Below are 23784 nucleotides of genomic sequence, written 5' to 3' on the forward strand. Positions count from 1 at the left end.
TTCGCTACCATACCGACTAATTATTAATCGATTGTTTGCTGCGCCATGCGAAATCCGCTTTGCTCCTTTCGCGTTGGTCACGGGCAGTCGCCAACTACAAGCAAGCTTGTGATTGGCTCGTTGCCTTCGCGCAGGATCGGACAGGGTACGCCGTGTTCGCCCGATGCAAACAACATGATGTAATAATTGTTGGTACTAAGGTTATCGATTATTTTGATATTAAATAAAATTATTTAGAAACGAGGTACAATGATGGATATGAATTTATTCACCCAAAAATCACTAGAAGCAATTAAAACGGCGGAATTGATCGCCGGAGAGTATAACCACATGGAAATTGAACCGGAGCATCTGCTGATGGGCCTGATTACTCAGGAAAATGGTGTGGTGGGGCGAATCTTTGACCGCCTGGGTAAAAACTCCCACACCATTGCCGAAGAACTGCGCCGGGAAGTCGGACGGATGCCCAGCGTTTCCGGGCCGGGTCGGGAGCAGGGAAAGGTTTATGTCAGCACAGAAACCGATAAGGTCTTAAACGAATCCTATAAAGAAGCAAAAAAACTGGACGACCAGTATATTTCGGTAGAATGTATTTTACTGGCGCTATACGGTCTGGGTAAAAAATCCAAATCTGTTGAGATTTTGGAACGCCATGGCATTGCTAAGAAAGATGTCGAAAATGTCTTAAAGGAAGTCCGCGGCGGACAGCGGGTAGTCAATGACCATCCCGAAGTCACCTATGAAGCTCTTAGTCAATACGGTCATGATCTGGTTCAGGATGCAATTGATAATAAACTGGATCCGGTGATTGGTCGGGATTCCGAAATCCGCCATGCGATCCGGATCTTAAGTCGAAAAACCAAAAACAATCCTGTCCTTATTGGAGAACCGGGGGTTGGTAAAACTGCCATTGTCGAAGGCTTGGCGATGCGTATTGTGGCCGGCGATGTGCCAGAAGGTCTTAAAGATAAACGAATCATCGCATTGGATCTGGGCGCGTTAGTAGCTGGGGCCAAATATCGGGGTGAGTTTGAAGAACGGCTCAAAGCTGTTTTAAAAGAAGTGGTGGACAGCAACGGCGAAATCGTCCTGTTTATTGACGAGCTCCACAATATCGTTGGTGCCGGTAAAACTGAGGGGGCCATGGATGCCGGGAATATGTTAAAACCAATGCTGGCCCGCGGCGAGCTCCATTGTATTGGTGCCACCACTCTGGACGAGTATCGACAGTACATTGAAAAAGACCCGGCTTTGGAACGTCGTTTCCAACCGGTTCTGGTGGATGAACCGACGGTGGAAGATACCATTTCGATTCTGCGGGGCCTAAAAGACACCTATGAACGTTATCACGGGGTTCAGATTTTAGATACCGCGCTGGTGGCCGCCGCGACCCTGTCCAACCGTTATATTTCTGATCGGTTTCTACCCGATAAGGCCATTGATCTGATTGATGAAGCCTGTGCCAAGATCCGCACCGAAATGGATTCCATGCCCGAAGAAATGGACGAGGTCAGGCGTAAAATGATGCAACTTGAAATTGAAGAAGTGGCGCTCAAAAAAGAAAAGGACAAACTTAGTAAGGAACGACTGGAACGGCTGCAAAAAGAACTGGTTGAATACAAAGAGCGTTTTAATACCATGAGCATTCAATGGGAAAATGAAAAACAGTCAGCGGATACCTTAAAATCCCTTCAGGAAGAACTGAACCAGCTTACCTACGAACGGGAAAAAGCCATTCGGGAAGGGGATTACCGCAAAGCTTCTGAATTGGAATACGGACTCATTCCGGAGAAAACGGCAAAAATTGAAGCGCTTAAACACAAAGCGGATGAAAAAGACGAGCAAGACAGTCTCAAACGGGAAAAGGTCACCGAAGAAGAAATCGCCGAGATCATTTCCGACTGGACCAATATTCCTTTGAGTAAGCTGGTATCCGGCGAGCGCGAGAAACTGCTGGCCCTGGAAGACACCCTGAAACAACGGGTCATCGGTCAGGAAGAACCGATTCTAAAAGTGGTTGACGCCATTATCCGATCCCGGGCCGGAATTAAAAATCCTAACAGCCCGATTGGTAGCTTTCTGTTTTTAGGCCCCACCGGGGTGGGAAAAACCGAACTGGCTAAAGCCGTGGCTGCGACCCTCTTTGACTCCGAAGAAAATATGATCCGCATTGATATGAGTGAATACATGGAAAAATTCTCAGTCTCACGGTTAATCGGAGCACCGCCGGGATATGTCGGTTATGAAGAGGGTGGGCAATTGACAGAAGCGGTCAGACGCAAACCATATTCAGTTATTTTACTCGATGAAATTGAGAAAGCGCATAAGGATGTTTTTAATATTTTGCTACAAATTCTTGATGATGGTCGGATTACCGACTCTCAGGGACGAACGGTCGATTTTAAAAATACCATTATCATCATGACTTCCAACATCGGTTCAGAATATCTGCTTGAAGGGATCAATGCTTTTGGCGAAATCACTGAAAAAACCGAGTCCGCGGTGATGGAGTTGTTAAAGAACTATTTCCGGCCGGAATTTTTAAACCGGATTGATGAAATTGTCCTTTATAAACCGCTTAACAAAGAAGCTATTGGCAAAATTGTGACCTTACTCCTGAAAGATTTACAAAAACGTCTGGAAGAACGTCAGATTACTGTCACCCTGACCCAGCAGGCCATCGATGCTGTTATTGAAATGGGCTTTGACCCGGCCTACGGGGCCCGACCACTGAAACGCTATTTACAGAAACACATTGAAACCATGGTTGGTAAAGAAATTATCAAGGGCAATGTCCACGAAGGACAGGCTATCGTTATTGATGTGGACCCCAACGGGGATTTTTATATGGCTTAAGATTAAAAGAGACCAAATTACCTTTTAGGATAATTTGGTCTCTTTTTCCGGTTTGATGTTATTCTGCTTAAAAAAGTGATGGATCAAAACAAAAAATTACTGATTTATTTAAGGGCTTGTAAAAAAAGTAAAATATTCATGAGAATAGTATCAGCGCTGGACTGTATTTTTTAGATGATAACGAATTCATCGCTTCGATTATTTGATATAATAATAACGAAATAAATCTATTTTCGGAGGTAGAAAATGCAAAAGATTATTATGTCTCCCAGCCGTTATGTTCAAGGTGCCGGAGAAGTTGGAAAATTGCCGGAACATGTGGGAAAATTTGGAACATCAGCCCTTGTCTTAATGAGTGGAACCATGATGCGAACCAAAGCGGAGGAATTGAAAGCGAGTTTTGAAGCTGCTGGAATTAAATTTACACCCGAAAAATTTAACGGAGAATGCTCCAAGGTCGAAATCGCCCGGCTACAAAAAATCGTAAAAGCAGAAGGCTGTGATGTGGTTGTTGGTGTCGGTGGGGGGAAAACCTTAGATACGGCTAAAGCAACGGCCCATTACGAAAAACTGCCCGTTGTTATTGCTCCTTCGATTGCTTCCACCGATGCACCTTGCTCGGCTTTATCCGTTCTTTATACCGAAGAAGGCGTTTTTGATGAGTATCTCGTCCTTCCTAAAAACCCTGAAATTGTTGTGATGGATACCGATATCATTAAAGCTGCTCCGGCTCGACTTTTTGTTGCCGGAATGGGGGATGCATTGGCGACTTATTTTGAAGCCAAGGCGACATTAGATTCGAATGGTACCACCATGTCAGGTGCTCACCCAACCCGATCGGCTTTAGCACTGGCAGAACTGTGTTATGATATTTTAATTGAAGATGGCTTAAAAGCTAAGTTGGCCGTAGAGGCCGCAACCTGTACCCCGGCGGTGGAAAATGTTATTGAAGCGAATACCTATCTCAGTGGTGTTGGTTTTGAAAGTGGTGGTCTGGCGGCCTGCCATGCCGTCCATAACGGTTTAACGGTCCTTTCTGAATGTCACCACATGTATCATGGGGAAAAAGTAGCCTTTGGAACCCTGGTTCAGCTTGTAATGGAAAACAGATCGCTTGAAGATATTGAAGAAGTTATTGATTTCTGCTTATCTGTCGGTTTGCCAATTACATTAGGAGAACTGGGTTGTACCGAACCAACCCCGGAAAAAATTATGGCTGTGGCTGTGGCTGCGGCTGACCCTGGCGAAACCATTCATAATATGCCTTTTGATGTCGATGCCGACACTGTTTATGCAGCGATTATGGCAGCAGATGCACTGGGGCGTATGTATTTGTGCGATTAAGAATGTGATTAAGTAGTAGAATAAATTAAAAACGGAATAAAAACAGAATAAATTAAGATCTGATTAAAGGCCAAAACCCCATTTTTGTTTGGGATTTTGGCCTTCTTTTTTTGTAGAGGTTGACGGACCTGCATTTAGTAAGCGTTATTTTAGTAAGTTTTATTATAATAGATGAACATCTTTTAAAAGGCAAATGATAACATCATCTAAACCAGCGGGTCAAACAGTTCTCTGGTTTTTGTCAGCATTTCCCGGATCGGGAGATTGTAGGGACAGCGGGGCTCGCATTCGCCGCAGGAAACGCAATCCGAGGCATTAGCTGCAAAGCTGCGGTAGCGGTCGAGAGCCCATTCTTCCAGATCATAACGGCGGTAATAGCCCTCTACAATAAACTGCATCGGAATATCGATGCCTTGGGGACAGGGGGCGCAATAACCGCAGCGGCGGCAAAAGGTTTTGCCCAGGGCTTTAGCGTCGGCTTCAAGGGTTTGACGTTCGGTCTCAGACAAAGGAACAAAATCATTGCCAATTTTGGCGTTGTCCAAAACCTGTTTGACCGAATCCATACCGGGGATCAAAACCGAAATATTAGGATTCTCAGCCACCCATCGGAGGGCATAATCGGCATTCATAAAGGCGCCGCCAGCGAGCGGTTTCATAATGATGACCCCCACATTGCTAAGCTTTGCTTTTTCAAAAAGAGGCGCGCCACGGTTTTCAACGATATTATAGGGAAACTGAATGGTTTCAAAACGATCGTCTTCCAGTGCCCGTTCTAACACCTCATAACTGTGAGAGGTGATCCCGATATGTTTAATCAATCCCTGTTTTTTACAGTCGGCCAATGCGTCATAACCGCCCCCCGGCCCCATGATGGTTTCATAGGCGGCCATGGTTTTGGCATTATGAAACTGGTAGAGATCGATGCAATCGGTTTGGAGATCGCAAAGACTGGCTTTTACATCGGCGATGACATCATCGTAGCGAAGCTGCGGCGTTTTGGTGGCCAGAAAAAAATGTTCCCGACCCCATTGTTTAAGGGCTTCCCCAATCATTTTTTCACTATTTGTGTAAGCTCTGGCTGTGTCAATGAAATTGACGCCTTCTTCAATCAGGTTTTCAATGATCTCATCGACTTCCCATTGGTTACAGCGTTGAATTGGAATACCACCAAACCCAATAAGGGACACTTCTAATCCGGTTCTTCCCAATAGTCGCGTTTCCATTTTACACCTCTTCTTTTCTTGATTTTGCTTATTTTAACATATCAAATAAAAAAAGTCACCTCTTATGAAGGTGATGACAGAAGATTCGCCAAATTTCAACATTCTTTCAGAATGACGGAGAGACATCATTTGACACGCTATTCCGTAATGTAGTAAAATGAAAATACATCTCAATCGTATTAGAAAGAAGGTAAAGAAATGAGTATTCAGTTCGATTTCTCTTATGCAAATATAGACGCCAGTGAATTTGAAAGTCGGTTTGACCAGTTAACGACGGTCAATGATCAATTAATGAATAAAACCGGGGTCGGTAATGAATTCCTTGGTTGGGTTGACTATCCGGTAAAATATGATCATGACGAATTTGCCCGCATCAAAGCGGCGGCAAAAAAAATTAAGGAGCGCTGTGATGCCTTGGTTGTTATTGGTATCGGGGGATCTTACCTGGGTTCCAAGGCAGTGATATCGGCATTGACCAGTCCTTTTTATAATGAAGAACCACGAGGCATGCGAAAGGCACCTAAAATTTATTTTGCCGGACAGAATATCAGCGGAAAATATTTAGAAAATCTGTTGGCGTTACTAAAGGATCAGGAAGTCTGTGTCAATGTGATTTCAAAATCCGGTACAACCACGGAACCCGCGATGGCGTTCCGCTTTTTTAAGAAATTTCTGGAAGAAAAATATGGCAAAGATGAAGCGAAGGAACGCATTTTTGTCACAACGGATCAGGCTAAAGGGGCACTAAAGTTTATGGCCGACGAAGAAGGCTATGAGACCTTTGTAATTCCCGATGATGTGGGCGGGCGTTACTCGGTTTATACCGCGGTCGGTTTGCTTCCCATCGCTGCGGCTGGAATTGATATTGATGCGTTGATGGAGGGGGGAAGATCCGGTTATGAGGATTATAATAAACCAGAGTTTGAAAAAAACCCCTGTTTTCAATATGCGCTGTATCGGAATGTTCTTTATAATCGGGGTAAAAATATTGAAATTTTAGTCGATTACGATCCCTCACTGGAGTATCTGTCTGAGTGGTGGAAACAATTATTTGGTGAAAGTGACGGAAAAGATGGCAAGGGTCTCTTCCCGGCCTCGGTTCATTTTTCCACAGACCTTCACTCGCTGGGCCAAATGATCCAGGATGGCCCGAAGAATCATTTTGAGACGGTGATTGTCATTGACGACGATCAATCGGATATCAAAGTTTTTAACGATGAAAAAAACCTCGAAGGACTCAATTACCTGGCCGGTTGGGAAATCGATGCGGTGAATGAAAAAGCCTTTATGGGGACATTATTGGCACATGTAGATGGCGGCGTCCCGAATGGGGTTATTCATCTAAAAAAACTGGATGCTTTTCACATTGGCAAGCTGATTTACTTTTTCGAGAAGGCCTGTGGTTTAAACGGCTATCTGTTAGGGGTAAATCCCTTTGATCAACCAGGGGTAGAAGCGTATAAGAAAAATATGTTTGCGCTACTCCATAAACCGGGATATGAAGAGTTGACAAAAGAACTGGAAAAACGTTTTTAAGAAGGTCAAGTTATTTTGTTTAAATGCGGCAGAGTGAAAATAAAGTAAAAAAAGTTTAACAAGGAACGCAAGACATAACGTTACAATTATGATACAATATCGAAAAATCTAATACAAAATATCTATAACCTCTGCAGATTAAGAAGCATAATTTATGAAATTTGCAGTTGGAATAGAAAAAATACGGAATTAAAGGGCAAAACTGTTGTGAAATAGTGACGCAAAGCTAAAGGGACTTTTATAAGTTAGCCAGTTACTCAATTAGATTTGACAATTTAGGAGGTAGCGGTGAAGACTTATAACGAAAAAAAGTTATTAATCCTCAGCTTTGCGTTGTTTTTTTTGGTCATGATGGTTTTTATAGTTCACTCAGTTTCTTTTTTTCAGCTTTCTGATCAGGCGATTTTTGGTATTCTGTTTTATAGTTTTTCGTTTATAGGCATTTTTTTTATCAGCCTGACCAGTAATTATTTTGTTTTTAAGCTAAAGAAAGAAATCTTAAAATTAAAGCGGATGCAGGATGTTGACTTTTTGACGGGCTGTCCCAATTGGATCAAGTTTAAACGCGACGTCGAAACGCTGGTTAAAAGAGACCAGACCCAACCCTATGCCATGATCATTTTTGATGTCGATAAGTTCAAGGCGATCAATGATTTATACGGCGATCAGACAGGTAATGAGGTTCTGACGGCAATTGCCCGGATTTTAGAAGAACACCTTGAAACAAATGAGTTGTTTTCGAGAATCGCAACCGACAATTTTAGTGTTTTAATGAAATATAAAGGTTACGGGCAGTTTTCTCAGCGGGTCGAAAAACTGATTCACGAGATTAGTGGCTATTCTCCCAAGTTTATCATTGGTATTTCGATGGGCATTTATCTCATTGAGGAAGACAGGGATATCCATACCCTTAGCGATCGGGCCAATATGGCCAAACGTTCGATAAAGGATAACTCCCAGGTGAGTTACGCCTTTTATGATGACGGGATGCGTCACAGCATGATGATTGAGAACGCGATTGAAAATAGAATGGAAATGGCCTTGCGTAATCGTGAGTTTGAAGTATATCTTCAGCCTAAGTATTTGTTTTCAGATGAGCACATAATCGGCGCAGAGGCGTTGGTACGGTGGAATGATCCTAAACGGGGCATCTTGCCGCCCAATGATTTTATTCCCCTGTTCGAGAAAAATGGGTTTGTGAAAAAAATCGATACCTATATGTTTGAAGAAGTGTGTAAACTGCTACAAAAATGGAAAAAGGAAATGGATCAACTGACAAATATGATTATTTCGGTTAATTTTTCCCGGCTCCACCTGGAAAATACGTTATTGCCGGAGGAATTGCTGGCCATTGCCAATCGCTATCACATCGATCCGAAGATGATTGAAATTGAATTAACGGAAGGAACTGTTTTTGACAATGAAAATCAGATGGTTGCGATTATGAACCATTTAAAGGCTTCCGGGTTTCATATTTCGATTGATGACTTTGGACGAGCCTATTCATCGCTCAATACCCTTAAAAATCTGCCGGCAGATATTTTAAAGCTCGATAAAGCTTTTTTTACCGAAGATAATGCGCGGGGAAAAAAGATTATTACCAGTATGTTGAACATGGCTAAGGATTTAGATCTGATCACGGTTGCCGAAGGGGTTGAGACTCAGGAACAGGTCGATTTCTTAAAAGAAAAAGGTTGCGATATTGCTCAGGGTTTCTTTTATGCCAAACCCATGAATGTCATTGAATTTGAAGATTTTGTCAATAAAAAACTGAAATCGGCTTAGGCTGATTTCAGTTTTTTGAGGTGTTGGCGTTTTATTGATGTTAAGAAAGTGTTTGACAAAAAAATGTTCTTACTCGGATGCATTTTCGAAATTAAGACCACCACAGGTGATATCGGCAAAAACGGAAAGAGCTACCGAATGATCGGGGTCCACACAAACCGTATTGTCGGCAATGCCGCCAAATTTACAGGTATCAACAATTTTTAATTTAAAATTATCGGGAACGATGATGTTCAGACCGCCGCTGATGATACTGATATCCATGCGATAATGGTCTTTTTTAGTAACGACATCTGAAAAGTCAAGCTGCATGCCGCCAAAGAAAGCTCCGATTTTTGTATCCTGCATGGTCTGATCCCGATAATCTTTCATTTTTCCGCCGTACAGAACGGTTTCATCCAAGGAGTCAGCACTGTTGTCAAGGCTCGCTTCAAATTCCTTGCCTTTTTTGATCACGCAAGCATGATAAAGGGCGATCCCAGTTGCAAAAACAACACCTGTTCCGATGAGTAGCTTTTTAATTTTCATGGTCTTTCCTTCCTGTTCTTTTTTATTTAGTTTATCATGATTTCAATAATAACCGTACCTTTTTTTGTTTTTTTTAAGAACTTCACCGATAATTTTAACTTAAAATAAAGATACTATGCTATAATATTTAAAGCTTCTATTCAGTTTTTCTGAATAAATAACAGTAAAAGAAAGGTCTCAATGGAAACAAAAAAGTATTATGATGAGTTTGAAACCATTGTTGGCGATATATTAACACACAGTGAATTCCAAAAATTAAGGGAAATTGATCATCATGGCAATGGTTTATATGAACACGCTGTTGCAGTGGGGTATTATTCCTATCGCGTAGCCAGATTTTTAAGGATGGATTACGCATCCGTTGCGAGAGGGGCAACACTCCATGATTTTTTTCTGGAAGCATGGCAGGGTAAGGTTAAAACAGGCAAAGGGCTCAGTCGGATTAAGGAAATGCATGGCTTCTCCCATCCTAAAGTAGCACTTGAAAATGCCGAAAAATATTTTGATATCGATCAGCGCCAGGCAGATATGATCGTGAAACATATGTTTCCCCTGACACTTATTCCCCCGACAAACCTGGGCAGCTGGGTTGTTACCGCGGTGGATAAATTTGTGGCCACCAATGAACTGGTTTTTAAAAATACCCAGCCCATCAAACGGCTTAAAAGTATGATGTCCAGAGCTTAATCGGCAGCTTGCCTTAAGCATTTCTATGACACAAATCAATAAATTTGACGGAGGAACTATGATCGAAGAACAGATTGAACGAGCAAAGGCCCATTTTGGAGAGGTGATCAAAGAACAATTGACACGGATTGAAAAAATGAAGATTCAAAAGGATTTTACCGATTTCACAGCAAAAGATAGAATTATTATTGGTATTGTTGGTGGCGATGGGATTGGTCCATTTATCACATCAGAAGCCCAACGGGTTTTAGAATTTCTACTGGCGGATGATGTTAAAACCGGAAGAATTGTCTTTAAAACCATCGACGGCTTAACCATTGAAAATCGCGCGGCTTGTGGAAAAGCGATTCCGGATGAGGTTTTAGCAGAACTTAAAACCTGCGATGTCATCTTAAAAGGACCCACAACGACACCGCGAGAAGGAGATCCCTGGCCAAATATCGAAAGTGCCAATGTGGCCATGCGCCGCGAGTTGGACTTATTTGCCAATGTGCGCCCGGTTTCTGTTCCGGAAAAGAATATCGACTGGACTTTTTATCGGGAAAATACTGAAGGTGCTTATGCAGTTGGTAGCAAAGGGATCCATGTTAACAATGATTTAGCCATTGATTTTACCGTCACCACCCAGGACGGCTCAGAGCGAATCATTAAGGCGGCCTTTGATTTTGCCCAAAAATCCGGAAAAAATAAGGTAACAGTCGTTACCAAAGCCAATGTCATTAAAACAACGGATGGTAAATTTTTAGATACAGCCAAAGCGATTGCCAAGAATTATCCCACCGTGGAAATGGATGACTGGTATATTGACATCATGACTGCCAAATTAGTAGATGAAAAGCGTCGGAGTCAATTTAAGGTAATGGTACTACCCAATCTCTATGGTGATATCTTAACTGATGAGGCGGCTGAGTTCCAGGGCGGTGTCGGTACCGCTGGTTCAGCTAACATCGGCAAGCAATATGCGATGTTTGAGGCCATCCATGGGTCAGCCCCAAGAATGGTCGAAGAGGGTCGTGGACAATACGCCGATCCCTGTAGCATTATACGTGCCGCCGGAATGCTGCTCGTGCATATTGGTTATAGCCAAAAAGCAGAACAGCTTCAAAAAGCTTTGGATATCTGCGGTTTATACGAAAAGAAACTGGTGCTGACTGGCCGTGAGACAGGTGCTACCGGTTCAGAATATGCCAATTACGTAATGGAAACATTGTCCAACCCGAAGTTGGACGTGATTTATAAAAATTTCATCTAATTAATGAGGGGCGTCTTTTATGACGTCCTTTTTTTGCGGCATCAATTAAAATATAGTAGGAGGCTATCATGCTGGAGAAAATTGATTTAGGGGTTACAATCGACAAAGAAACCTATCGTCAGGAAAAAGAACGACTGACGACCCGGTTAGGCGAGTTACAGCGGACTCTCCATGATATGGGGATACCGGTTTTAGTTCTTTTTGAGGGCTGGGATGCGGGCGGCAAGGGGACACTCATTAATGAACTGCTGATGCCTATGGATCCGCGATCGTTTCGGGTTTATAACTTTAAGAAGCAGGAAAATGAGGAGGAGTTATTTCGCCCGTTCTTATGGCGCTATTGGACCAAAACACCGGAGGAGGGGCAAATCACAATTTTTAATCGCAGCTATTATAGCGATTTGTTTTATCGTAAATCGACAGATACCATTTCGATGCAAAGGCTGATGAAACAGGCCAATGAATTCGAACAAACCCTATCTGAGGATGGGATGATTATTTTTAAGTTTTTTATTCATATCAGTAAAAAAGAACAAAAAAAACGGTTTGACAAATTGCTCGATAATGATGTCACGGCCTGGCGGGTTACGCCCCGGGATAAAAAAGAAAATAAGCATTATGATAAACTATATAAGAAGGTGAATCGGGGACTGGAACTGACCGATAACGATTGTGCTCCTTGGGCGATTATCGAAGGTGAACAAAAAGACTACGCTCTGATTAAAGTTCTGAGTATATTGGAAAGACGTCTGGAAAAAGCGATTAATGACGTAAAAATGACGCCAAAAATAAAACTTACGCCACTGATTGAGGTTGGAGATAAGCCTTTTCAATCGAAAATACTTGACGGGATTGTACTTGACCAGGTTATCAGTGAAGAAGCGTATCAGAGTCAGATAAAAGAATATCAGAAACAAATCCGGCTATTGCAATTTCAGTTGTACCGGGAACGGATTCCCATGATTATCGGGTTTGAAGGCTGGGATGCCGCCGGCAAGGGTGGCTGTATCAAACGGCTAACTAGAAACCTGGACCCCAGAGGTTATACGGTCTATCCAACAGCCAGTCCCAGCGATATTGAAAAAAAGCACCATTACCTCTGGCGCTTCTGGCGGGACATCCCTAAAAATGGTCATATCGGCGTATGGGATCGAACCTGGTATGGTCGGGTGATGGTGGAGCCGATTGAAGGTTTTTGCACCCAGGAAGAATTTGATCGGAGTTATCGGGAAATTAACGAATTTGAAAAACAACTCTCCGACTGGGGTGCCATCGTCATTAAGTTCTGGTTGCAAATTGATCAGGATGAACAGTTGAGACGCTTCACCGATCGGGAAGGAAATCCTGATAAGGAATGGAAAATCACTGAAGAAGATTGGCGGAATCGGGAAAAGTGGGAGCTTTATAAAATAGCAGTGGATGACATGCTACTAAAGACATCAACGGTCGATGCACCCTGGGTTATCGTGGAAGCTCAAAGTAAATATTATGCCCGGATCAAGGTTTTAAAGCAAACCATCGCTGCGATCGAAAAACGCTTAGACAATTAGGTAAGTCACTTTTTATCGATTATAATAATCGATAAAAAGGTTGCGCCTTAAACAATCACGCCTGTTTGTCGCACTTGATGGTCAGGCGTGAAGTAAATTATAGAAATAATTGAGATCGTTATTGTTGCAACCGATTGAACACACAGGTGTTAAAGACTAACAATGAGAGCCGTATGTTTTTAAGTTTATTTTGATTTTACCTCAGTTTTTCAATGGAAAAATCGGATTGCATAAATAAATAAAGTGCGGGAGCGAATAGGCACCAATAGTAATTAAATATTTAAAGTGATTTATTAGTATAACAAAAAGATCTATCATTATTCACTGAAAACGTTTAATTTGCTTGAAAAGTCAGGTATAATGATTTCAATAGTTTTAATAGAAAGGAGATTACATGGATTCAATTGATATTGAAATCCTTAAGTTGTTGCAGAAGAATGCACGAGTTACAGCTTCCGAAATTGCCAGTGAAGTCAGTTTATCGGTTCCTGCAATCAGCGAACGAATAAAAAAATTAGATTCTTCCGGAATCATTCAGAAGTACACCATTATCCTGTCGACTCAAAAGATGAATAAAAATCTGGTCGCCTACATGTTTATATCCCTTAAACACCCAAATTATATTGAAGGCTTTGTTGAATTGGTGGAGAATGAGAATGAGATCATTGAATGTGATTATCTGGCCGGAGATTATGATTATTTAATTAAAATTATTACTAAAGATACTAAAAGTCTTGAAGCAGTGTTGAATCGCATTAAAACAGTTACCGGGGTACAAAAGACAAAAACGATTGTAACCCTGTCAACCGTAAAAAATACATACTCCATTCTTCCCTACGAAGACACGAATATGTAAGATTTTTTTAATTAAGTTTACAAATTTATATTATAAAACAGGAGGTTTTATCATGATTGTAGGTATTCCAAAAGAAATTAAGAACAATGAGTCACGTGTATCCGTAACACCAGCAGGTGTGCATGCCCTAGTAGCGAGTGGCCATAAGGTACTTGTCGAAACAAAGGCTGGCCTTGAAAGTGGAATTGAAGATCAGGAATATGTAGCAGAAGGGGCCGTTATTTTAAATCAGGCGAAAGAAGTATTTGAACAAGCTGATATTATTGTAAAAGTAAAAGAACCGATTGAGTCTGAATATGAACTGATGAAAGAAGGCCAAACCTTATTTACTTATCTACACCTTGCACCAAACCTGCCTTTAACCGATATATTAGTTAAGAAAAAAATTACCGGGATTGCTTATGAAACCGTACAATTGCCAGACCGATCACTACCACTATTGATCCCAATGAGTGAAGTTGCGGGAAGAATGTCTGTCCAGGTTGGTGCTACTATGCTGCAGCGTTATCACGGTGGTGTTGGGATGTTACTTGGCGGTGTTACCGGTGTATTACCAGCAGAGGTCATGATAATTGGTGCGGGTACTGTCGGTATGAACGCTGCAAAAATGGCAGTTGGTCTGGGCGCGCATGTTACCGTTATTGATATCAGCAAACCAAGATTAACCTATGTGGATGACGTCTTTAATGGTCGCGTTTCCACATTAGTCAGTAATCCCTACAACATGGCCGAACTGACCAAAAAATCTGATCTGCTTATCAGTGGCGTCTTAGTTGCTGGCGAAAAAGCGCCAAAACTGGTCACTGAAGAGATGGTTAAAAACATGAAAAAGGGATCTGTTATTGTTGATGTCGCCATTGACCAGGGCGGATCGGTTGAAACCATTGATCACAGCACAACTCACGATGATCCCTGCTTTGAAAAACATGGCGTTATCCATTATTCAGTAGCCAACATGCCTGGTGCTGTTCCCAAAACATCCACCTATGCACTGACGGGATCGACCCTGCCATATTTACTGGCGATTGTTAACAAGGGACCTGAAGCGGCAATGAAAGAAGATCCTGCTTTACTTTTAGGTTTAAACACTTACAAAGGTCATGTTACCTGCAAAGGTGTTGCTGAAGGCTTAAACAAAGAATATGTGCCCGCAGACGAATTGCTATAGGTTTAAATGTAGCATCGAGAGATTTTAAAAAGATGGATCTTAAAAACTGACTGCAGGGCGACACTGTTTTAATTAACAGTGGAGCCCTGCCTTTAAAAAAATTCTGCACAAAAGTGTAATCGATAACACTGAACTTTTAAATTTAAAGGGGGCAATATGAATTTTTCGGATATCATTTCAGCTGTAAATAACTTTGTTTGGGGACCCATTATGCTGGCACTACTAATGGGGACCGGGATCTTTTTAACCGTGCGCTTAAAGTTTGCACCATGGCTCAACCTGGGCTTTGCCATTAAATCAGTCTTTACCAAAACGGATAAATCCAAAAAAGACGATTCAAGCGGTGACATTTCACCCTTCCAATCCCTGATGACAGCCCTGGCGGCCACTATTGGCACCGGGAATATCGTTGGCGTCGCAACGGCGATGGTCCTGGGAGGACCGGGTGCCCTGGTGTGGATGTGGATTTCAGCATTGTTTGGACTTTCGACCAAATATGCTGAAAGTGTACTGGCGGTAAAATACCGGGAAACCAATGCCAAAGGCGAAATGGCCGGTGGTCCCATGTATGCGATGAAAAATGGCTTTAAAAACAAAAAAATCGGTTTAGCGCTCGCATTTTTGTTTGCACTATTTGCCACCGTGGCATCGTTCGGGATTGGCAACATGACCCAGGCTAACTCAATTTCAGGGGCAGTATTTGGTACTTTTGGCGTACCCACCTGGATATCGGGCCTGATACTAACGGTGTTGTCATTTTTAGTTATTCTCGGTGGCATCAAGAGCATTGGTAAGGTGACAGGGGTCATTGTTCCATTTATGGCAGTGTTTTACGTTTTAGCAGCACTTGTTGTTATCATCATCAATATTCAAAACGTACCAGCAGGTATTGTGGAAATCTTTACGATGGCCTTTTCACCGACAGCAATGGCTGGCGGCGTGGGCGGAACGATTGTTGCAACCATGTTGACATCGATGCGTTGGGGTGTCGCCCGGGGCGTGTTCTCAAATGAAGCAGGTCTTGGTTCAGCACCAATTGCCGCTGCCGCAGCAAAAACGGATCATCCTTCACGACAAGGTTATATCAATATGACAGGAACTTTTTTTGATACCATCTGTGTCTGTACAATTACAGGTCTAGTTATTGCCTCTTCTGGCGCCCTGGGTACAATGGACGCGACTGGTGAACTTTTAATGGGAGCAAATCTTACCATTGCCGCTTTCCAGTCCGCTCTGGGTCCTGTTGGTGGCTATATTGTAACGGTAGGAATTGCCCTCTTTGCATTTTCAACCATTCTGGGTTGGGAGTATTACGGTGAAAAGTCATTGGAGTATTTAATTAAAGCACCAATTGCCGTCACAGTTTATCGGATTCTTTACTGTCTTGTTGTCTTTGTTGGCGCTACCACAGCTCTTGAAGTTGTCTGGAATTTATCAGATGCCATGAATGGCTTAATGGCCATACCAAACCTAATCAGTTTGCTGGTTTTAAGCAGTGTTGTTGCCAAAGAGTGTTCTGAATTCCAGTCAGATTTCTTAGTACCAGAGAAACTGGCGCTTAAAGAAGCTAAAAAGAAATAGTGATTTCGATTCAATTAATTGAGTAAAAAAAGTTATCAATTCACAAAAATTACTGTTGATGAACTGTTAATGATTATTTTAACAGTTCATCCGCAGTAAATTATTGTGAAAAAGTAATTTGAAAGGATATAAGTTTTCAAACATACGACCATATCTTAATTAAAGAAATTTAAACCATCAAAAGGTTAACATTAATCGTTTTCTGATAAATCAGTGAAAATTTACCAATAAATCGTAACAAAAAATTACCCATGCTAAAGTGTATACACCCAAAAATTAATATGATATAATTTCATAGATAAAATTTTGCTATTTAAATCTACAAAAAAACATTTAGTTTTTAATTTCAAGGAGGAAAATCATGCCAAAAAAAATGATGACAATGGATGGAAACACTGCTGCCGCACATGTTGCTTACGCGTTTACCGAGGTTGCCGCAATTTTTCCAATTACACCTTCATCCCCGATGGCTGAGTATGCCGATGTTTGGGCGTCTCAGGGACGAAAAAATATCTTTGGAGAAACAGTAAAAGTTTCCGAAATGCAATCTGAAGGTGGTGCTGCTGGTGCAGTTCACGGTTCATTAGCTGCGGGAGCCTTAACCACAACCTTTACTGCTTCTCAGGGACTTTTACTGATGATTCCGAATATGTATAAAATTGCTGGTGAATTATTGCCAGGTGTTTTTCATGTTACTGCCCGTACCTTGGCTGCTCAGGCACTCTCGATTTTTGGAGACCATAGCGATGTAATGGCTTGTCGTCAAACGGGTTTTGCTTTACTGGCTTCCGGCGGTGTTCAGGAAGTAATGGATCTTGCTGCGATTGCTCACTTGGCTGCCATTAAAAGCCGGATCCCGTTTATGCATTTCTTTGACGGTTTCAGAACGTCACACGAAATTCAAAAAATCGAAGTTATCGATTATGATGTGTTTAAAAAACTGGCTGACTTTGAAGCGATTCAGGCATTCCGCGACAATGCCCTAAATCCTGAACATCCGGTCACGCGGGGAACGGCTCAGAATCCTGATATTTTCTTCCAGGCCAGAGAAGCATGCAATCCCTTCTATGATAATATCCCGGCAATTGTGGCTGACTATATGGAAAAAATTTCAGCTGAAACCGGCCGCGAGTATCATTTATTCGATTACTATGGCGCAGCGGATGCCGAAAATATTATCGTGGCGATGGGTTCGGTAACAGATACCATCGAAGAAACGATTGATTATTTATTGACCCAGGGAGAAAAAGTCGGACTGATCAAGGTTCGTTTATTCAGACCTTTTGCCCCGGAATATTTATTAAAAGTATTACCAAAAACAGCTAAAAAGATTGCTGTTTTAGACCGTACAAAAGAACCCGGCTCATTGGGCGAACCTTTATACCAGGATATTTGCACCGTATTCTACGGCAAAGAATTCCAGCCACTGGTCGTTGGCGGCCGCTATGGTTTAAGCTCTAAAGATACCACTCCAACGCAGATTAAAGCTGTTTACGATAATTTAAAATTGGATCAACCCAAAGACAAATTTACGATCGGGATTGTTGATGATGTAACTCACACAAGTCTTGAATTACCCGAAGATATCTTTACCGTTCCGAAAGGAACAAAAGGATGTAAATTCTGGGGTCTTGGTTCTGACGGAACCGTTGGTGCCAATAAATCAGCGATTAAGATTATTGGCGATCATACCGATTTGTATGCTCAGGGTTATTTCTCCTATGACAGTAAAAAATCCGGTGGGGTTACCGTTTCGCACTTGAGATTTGGTAAAAAACCAATCAAATCAACGTACTTAATTGTAAACTCGGATTTTGTTTCCTGCTCAACCCAAGCCTATGTTCACCAGTATGACCTGTTAAAAGGTTTGAAAAAAGGCGGGACCTTCCTGCTTAACACCGTTTGGGAACCAAACGAGCTGGATGAAAAATTACCAGCTTCGTTAAAGAAATATATTGCTGATAATGACATTAATTTCTATACCATCAATGCCACAAAAATTGCCGAAGAAATTGGGCTGGGCCGTCGAACCAATATGATTATGCAGTCCGCCTTCTTCAAATTGGCTGACATTATTCCAATTGAAGATGCCGTTAAGTTCTCTAAAGCCGGTATTTTGAAGTCTTATGGAAACAAAGGCCAGAAAATTGTTGATATGAATAATGCTGCCGTTGACAAGGGCATTGACGCCTTGGTTAAGATTGATGTTCCAGATTCATGGAAAGCTCTCAGTGCTGAAGCCATCGCCAAAGAAAATGTACCAGAATTCATTTCGAAAATACTTCGTCCGATAAACCGCTTAGAAGGCGATGATATCCCTGTTTCAGCTTTTGTAGGCGGGGAAGATGGAACCTTTATGTCGGGTTCATCAGCTTACGAAAAACGGGGAATCGCTGTAAATGTACCAAAATGGATTCCGGAAAATTGTATCCAATGTAACCAATGTTCATTTGTCTGCCCACATGCAGCGATTCGTCCAGTACTGGTGGATGCCGGTGAAAAAGCAGCGGCACCGGAAGGTTATACAACAATCAAAGCAAACGGAAAACAATTTGATGGTTTAGAATATCGTATCCAGGTTAGTACCTTGGATTGTACCGGATGTGGCAACTGTCAAGACGTTTGCCCAGCTAAAACAAAAGCTTTGGTAATGGAACCAATCGATACCCAGGCGGCCCAAATCCCAATGTGGAACTATTCGACGACCGTAAAAATTAAAGATAACCTGATGAATAAGGCCACCGTCAAAGGGAGCCAATTCTGTCAACCGTTGCTTGAGTTCTCGGGTGCCTGTGCAGGTTGTGGCGAAACACCATATATTAAAACCATTACCCAATTATTTGGCGATCGAATGATGGTTGCTAACGCGACGGGTTGTTCATCCATCTGGGGTGCTTCCTCACCATCGACACCTTACTGCGTCAATGCTGAAGGAAAAGGACCCGCCTGGGCAAACTCTTTATTTGAAGATAATGCCGAGTATGGATTTGGAATGATGCTGGCTACTGAAAAAATGGCTGACACCATTGAAAGCTACCTAAAAGAAATGATCGCTGGCGATGCACCAGAAGCAGTAAAAAGCGCGGCTCAAGCCTGGATTGACAGTCGAAAAGACGCTGAAAGCTCAAAAATTGCCTCGGCAAAACTGGTAGAAGCTCTAACCGCTTATACACCAGGTGAAGCATTAGCGACCCAAGCCAAGTTTATTCTTGACAATCAGGCTTACCTGATTAAAAAATCTCAATGGGTCTTCGGTGGTGACGGCTGGGCCTACGATATTGGCTACGGTGGACTGGATCATGTCTTAGCCTCTAACAAAAACATAAATATTTTCGTGTTGGATACAGAAATCTACTCCAACACTGGTGGTCAGGCTTCTAAATCGACACCTACTGCTGCAGTGGCACAATTTGCATCAGCAGGAGAACGGATCAAGAAAAAAGATCTTGGCATGATGGCGGCCACCTATGGTTACGTCTATGTTGCTCAGGTTGCCATGGGTGCTGATAAGAACCAATTTATGAAAGCCCTTCAGGAAGCGGAAGCATATGATGGTCCTTCACTGATTATTGCCTATGCACCTTGTATCAACCATGGCATTAAAGGCGGTATGAGCCGTACCCAAACCCACGAAGCATTTGCAGTGGAAGCGGGCTACTGGCACCTGTACCGATTCAACCCAAGCTTAAAAGAAGAAGGTAAAAATCCATTTATCCTGGATTCCAAGGAACCCGATATGGACAAATTTACGGAATTCCTGGATTCAGAAGTTCGTTATACCTCATTAAAACTGACCTTCCCAGAAGTTTCGGAAACCCTTTATGATAAGGCAAAAGAAGAAGCAATGGAACGTTACATGGGTTACAAACAAAAAGCAGATATGTAAATTAAATAATAAAAAGAGAAATCCTTTGGGGTTTCTCTTTTGTTTAACCATTTAAAAAAGCGCTATTGGTCTTGACCAATAGCGCTTTTTTGGTGGATACCATCACTAGGAGTGGTGGTATCCGTGAAAAATTTAGCAATGTTGAGGTGAGGGGTGTCTTCGCTTGAATCCTTCCAGGTCATCATCGGGGTTATAAACGGTTAAGAGCATTTTGTCTAAATCAAAATCAAAATCAAAGTTCGTGTCTGATTTTAAATCTTCGAGAACAGCCATAATCATTTCACCATCGCCGACATCATCCATGCTGAGAAGGGCTTTTCCATAATCATCAAATTTGGCAACTTTCACTTTTTCGTGAATGATTTCAATCATACGTTTTTTTTCCATAAATATACCTCTTTCTAAATAGTAGTGTTCTTAGTTTTTTAAATACCCCGATAAATGAATTTTATCCAATAAAAAATTGAAAGAGCGGCAAAACTTTATTTTTGTTTAAATTTTAAAATAAAGGATATTAAAACAAGGAGAATTCTATTTTACTTAGAATAGAGATAATAGACTCTTAAAGGTCAAGACTTTAAAAAAAGGAAAAAACAAATGACAACTTACTACTCCGAAGAATTGATACAATCGGTCATCGAAGCAAATGATATTGTCGATGTCGCTTCGGGTTACATGACCTTAAAACGAGTGGGGAACTCGTTTAAAGGCAAATGTCCGTTTCATAATGAAAAAACAGCGTCTTTCACGGTTTCGCGGGAAAAACAATTATACCATTGTTTTGGTTGTGGTGCTGGTGGCAATGTGATTACTTTTATTATGGAAATGGAAAAACTCCCCTTTGTCGATGCCCTAAAATTTCTGGCTGCCCGGGTAAACATGATTTTACCGGAAAAAAGCAATCAGCAGGAAGACCATCAGGCCTATGAGAAAAAGAAGCGCCTCTACGAATTGCATCGGGAAGCGGCTAATTACTATTATAAAATGCTTAAAACAAGTAAATTAGCGCGAGAATATCTGTTGCAAAGAGGGATTAGCCAAGAAACCATCAGAGCATTCGGTTTAGGTTATGCCAGTGAAGACTGGGGCCGATTAACCGATTTTCTTAACACCAAAGGCTTTTCCACAGCAGACATGCTGGATTCAGGCCTGGTTATGGCTTCGGAAAACAAGCGCCATTATGATCGGTTTCGGAGCCGGGTCATGTTTCCCATTGTTAATCCCCGGGGACAGATTGTTGGGTTTGGCGGTCGCCTGATGGCAACCGATCAAAATGGACCCAAGTATCTCAATTCCCCAGAAACCACCATCTTTTCTAAAAGCTATGAGCTCTATAACTTGAATCATTGTAAAAATTTCTTGGATGATGGGCGAATCGTAATTGTTGAAGGTTATATGGATGTGATTTCCCTTTATGAAAAAGGGATCAAGAATACTGTGGCAGCATTGGGTACGGCCTTTACCCCGTTTCATGGAAAAATTCTGGAGCGTTACGCTGGTGAGGTGGTTATTGCTTTTGATGGCGATAATGCTGGAAAATCGGCAACAGAAAAAGCGATGAAGATCTTGAAAAATACCAGTTTAAATGTTAAAATATTAAGCTTGCCAACAAATGAAGATCCCGATTCCTTTGTCCAGAGATATGGTCAACAGGGATTTAAGGACGCTGTTTCAAAGGCATTAACAATTGTTGAATACGAACTGGAATTGTTAAAAGGACACAATGATCTGTCCCAAACCGATGGCAGACTGCGTTATGGTAATGAGGCCATAAAAATATTAAGACAGCTTGAGACGTCAGTGGAAGTTGATTATTACAGCAAAATGGTTGCCGGTGAAACGGGAATCAATCAGGAAGTAATCCGTCGTGAGGTTCTGCGGTCAAAAACCCGAGCTGAGAATCCTTCGCCACTGGTGGAGATAACCCGCGACGCGGTATTGCTGCAAAAGATTCCTAAGGCTTATCAAAAAGCTCAGGAATTGGCGATCCGCTATTGCTTGGAAAGACCGGAAACAATAAATGAGTTTCCCATGGATTACCTGACGGAGCCCTTTTATAAGGACCTACTGCTAACTCTTTTTGAAAAGCGGAAAGCAGGGGAAAAAATTGAAGTCAATCAGATTATGTCACATTTTGATGCGTCAGAGGATGTCAAAAAATTAGTTGAGTTTATGATGAACGAGGATGAAGTCTCCCGGTCAGATTATCAAGATGCTTTGGAAATAATGAATCGTTTTTATAATGAAGCTCAGCTTGACAAACTTTCTGAACAAATAAAAAGAGAATCAGCCAATGGCAATGACGATGCAGTTGCCGGGCTTACCAATCAACTCATAGAGATTAAGAAAATGATGAAAGAAAACGGGAGGCACTAAAATGAAACAAGACAAAACAAAAACCGACGATGTGATCATAGTTACTGATGACAGCATCATTGAGATTGAAAAAGTCGCAATTGAGCTGATGCCGGAAGTGCAGCAGTTATTAAAACGCGGGAAAACGAAAGGGAATTTAAATAATCACGATTTTGAAGAAATCCTGGATAAAGCTGATCTTGATCCGGAGGAAATCGATTCAATCTATTTGTACCTGCAAAAAGAAGGAATCGAAATCGCTTTTACCGATCTCGAACTGGAAGCCCTGGAAGCGGCTGAACTTGAGGAAGAGAATCAGAAAGAAATTGAATTGGCAGATTCGGTCAGCGTTAATGATCCGGTTCGGCTATATCTAAAAGAAATTGGCAAGGTACCTTTACTAACCGGAGATCAGGAAATGACGCTGGCCCGCCGCATGGAAGCCGGCGATGATTCGGCCAAAAAAGAATTGGCTGAAGCTAACCTGCGTCTGGTCGTCAGTATTGCCAAGCGTTATGTGGGACGGGGGATGTCGTTTTTGGACCTGATCCAGGAAGGCAATCTGGGTTTGATCAAAGCGGTTGAAAAATTCGACTATACCAAGGGTTTTAAATTCAGTACCTATGCAACCTGGTGGATTCGGCAGGCGATCACCCGGGCCATTGCTGATCAGGCCAGAACCATCCGGATCCCGGTTCATATGGTCGAGACCATTAATAAACTAATCCGGGTTTCCCGCCAATTACTACAGGAATATGGCCGGGAACCAACCCCGGCAGAAATTGGCAAGGAAATGGGCTTTTCAGAAGAAAAAGTACGCGAAATTCAAAAGATCGCTCAGGATCCGGTTTCCCTGGAAACACCTATCGGGGAAGAAGAGGATAGCCATTTGGGCGATTTTATTCCCGACGAAGATGCCCCGGCACCAGCCGAAGCGGCTTCCTATGCGCTGCTAAAAGAACAGTTAATTGAAGTCTTAAACACGCTGACCGAACGGGAAGAAAAGGTGCTTAGGTTGCGTTTTGGCTTGGACGATGGCCGGGCCCGGACACTGGAAGAAGTGGGAAAAGAGTTCAATGTAACCAGAGAACGAATCAGGCAGATTGAAGCCAAAGCCTTACGTAAACTGCGTCACCCCAGCCGTAGCAAAAAATTAAAGGATTATTTAACCTAA

16 protein-coding genes and 1 riboswitch are annotated in these 23784 nt (G+C 42.1%); of the genes, 13 read left to right on the forward strand and 3 right to left on the reverse strand.

Annotation, left to right across the window (positions count from 1 at the left end):
* Positions 1–252: 252 nt before the first annotated feature.
* Together clpB and U2P91_RS14505 are read left to right on the forward strand one after the other, a co-directional pair.
* Positions 253–2856 carry an ATP-dependent chaperone ClpB gene (gene clpB, locus U2P91_RS14500; protein ID WP_111889699.1) on the forward strand — a complete coding sequence of 868 codons (2604 nt, stop codon included), beginning with the start codon at positions 253–255 and terminating at the stop codon, positions 2854–2856.
* A gap of 246 nt (positions 2857–3102) precedes the next feature.
* Positions 3103–4200: a glycerol dehydrogenase gene (locus U2P91_RS14505; protein ID WP_111887590.1), complete on the forward strand. Its 1098-nt coding sequence runs from the start codon at positions 3103–3105 to the stop codon at positions 4198–4200.
* A 206-nt stretch (positions 4201–4406) separates the two neighbouring features.
* Here U2P91_RS14505 and U2P91_RS14510 read toward each other — a convergent pair whose 3' ends face one another.
* On the reverse strand, positions 4407–5426 hold the full coding sequence (locus U2P91_RS14510) for an aldo/keto reductase (RefSeq protein WP_322519881.1): 1020 nt from the start codon (positions 5424–5426) through the stop codon (positions 4407–4409).
* Between the two features lie 198 nt (positions 5427–5624).
* Between U2P91_RS14510 and U2P91_RS14515 the strand changes: the two genes are divergently transcribed.
* Together U2P91_RS14515 and U2P91_RS14520 are read left to right on the forward strand one after the other, a co-directional pair.
* The gene (locus tag U2P91_RS14515; protein WP_322519882.1) at positions 5625–6962 is read left to right on the forward strand and encodes a glucose-6-phosphate isomerase; all 1338 of its coding nucleotides are present in this window, start codon (positions 5625–5627) and stop codon (positions 6960–6962) included.
* Positions 6963–7147: 185 nt separating this feature from the next.
* A riboswitch (cyclic di-GMP riboswitch) is annotated at positions 7148–7223 on the forward strand.
* Between the two features lie 27 nt (positions 7224–7250).
* Positions 7251–8747, forward strand: coding sequence for a bifunctional diguanylate cyclase/phosphodiesterase (locus tag U2P91_RS14520; protein ID WP_322519883.1), 1497 nt, complete (start codon positions 7251–7253; stop codon positions 8745–8747).
* Between the two features lie 69 nt (positions 8748–8816).
* Here the strand turns inward: U2P91_RS14520 and U2P91_RS14525 are convergent, their stop codons facing one another.
* A complete protein-coding gene (locus tag U2P91_RS14525; protein ID WP_111887586.1) occupies positions 8817–9275 on the reverse strand; it encodes a LiaF domain-containing protein in 459 nt (152 codons plus the stop codon).
* A 180-nt stretch (positions 9276–9455) separates the two neighbouring features.
* On the opposite strand from U2P91_RS14525, the gene U2P91_RS14530 reads away from it, so the two are divergent.
* From U2P91_RS14530 to nifJ, 7 genes are all read left to right on the forward strand, one after another.
* Positions 9456–9962: a phosphohydrolase gene (locus tag U2P91_RS14530; protein WP_111887585.1), complete on the forward strand. Its 507-nt coding sequence runs from the start codon at positions 9456–9458 to the stop codon at positions 9960–9962.
* Between the two features lie 58 nt (positions 9963–10020).
* Complete coding sequence (locus tag U2P91_RS14535; protein ID WP_111887584.1) at positions 10021–11214, forward strand: isocitrate/isopropylmalate family dehydrogenase; 1194 nt, start codon at positions 10021–10023, stop codon at positions 11212–11214.
* 68 nt (positions 11215–11282) lie between these two features.
* Positions 11283–12764, forward strand: coding sequence for a polyphosphate:AMP phosphotransferase (gene pap / locus U2P91_RS14540; RefSeq protein WP_111887583.1), 1482 nt, complete (start codon positions 11283–11285; stop codon positions 12762–12764).
* Positions 12765–13158: 394 nt separating this feature from the next.
* A complete protein-coding gene (locus U2P91_RS14545; protein WP_322519884.1) occupies positions 13159–13620 on the forward strand; it encodes an Lrp/AsnC family transcriptional regulator in 462 nt (153 codons plus the stop codon).
* A gap of 52 nt (positions 13621–13672) precedes the next feature.
* On the forward strand, positions 13673–14788 hold the full coding sequence (gene ald / locus U2P91_RS14550; RefSeq protein WP_322519885.1) for an alanine dehydrogenase: 1116 nt from the start codon (positions 13673–13675) through the stop codon (positions 14786–14788).
* Between the two features lie 156 nt (positions 14789–14944).
* The gene (locus U2P91_RS14555; protein ID WP_204355486.1) at positions 14945–16369 is read left to right on the forward strand and encodes an alanine/glycine:cation symporter family protein; all 1425 of its coding nucleotides are present in this window, start codon (positions 14945–14947) and stop codon (positions 16367–16369) included.
* Between the two features lie 361 nt (positions 16370–16730).
* A complete protein-coding gene (nifJ, locus tag U2P91_RS14560) occupies positions 16731–20255 on the forward strand; it encodes a pyruvate:ferredoxin (flavodoxin) oxidoreductase (RefSeq protein ID WP_322519886.1) in 3525 nt (1174 codons plus the stop codon).
* 132 nt (positions 20256–20387) lie between these two features.
* On the opposite strand, the gene U2P91_RS14565 is transcribed toward nifJ, so the two are convergent.
* Positions 20388–20642: a hypothetical protein gene (locus U2P91_RS14565; RefSeq protein ID WP_111887579.1), complete on the reverse strand. Its 255-nt coding sequence runs from the start codon at positions 20640–20642 to the stop codon at positions 20388–20390.
* A gap of 210 nt (positions 20643–20852) precedes the next feature.
* Here U2P91_RS14565 and dnaG point away from each other — a divergent pair, with 210 nt between their 5' ends.
* On the forward strand, positions 20853–22631 hold the full coding sequence (gene dnaG, locus U2P91_RS14570; protein ID WP_322519887.1) for a DNA primase: 1779 nt from the start codon (positions 20853–20855) through the stop codon (positions 22629–22631).
* Position 22632: 1 nt separating this feature from the next.
* Positions 22633–23784 (forward strand): RNA polymerase sigma factor RpoD, encoded by a 1152-nt coding sequence (gene rpoD / locus U2P91_RS14575; protein WP_371414197.1) that lies wholly within the window; start codon positions 22633–22635, stop codon positions 23782–23784.

Source organism: Acetobacterium sp. K1/6, assembly GCF_034438075.1.
GTDB classification, from domain to species: domain Bacteria; phylum Bacillota; class Clostridia; order Eubacteriales; family Eubacteriaceae; genus Acetobacterium; species Acetobacterium carbinolicum.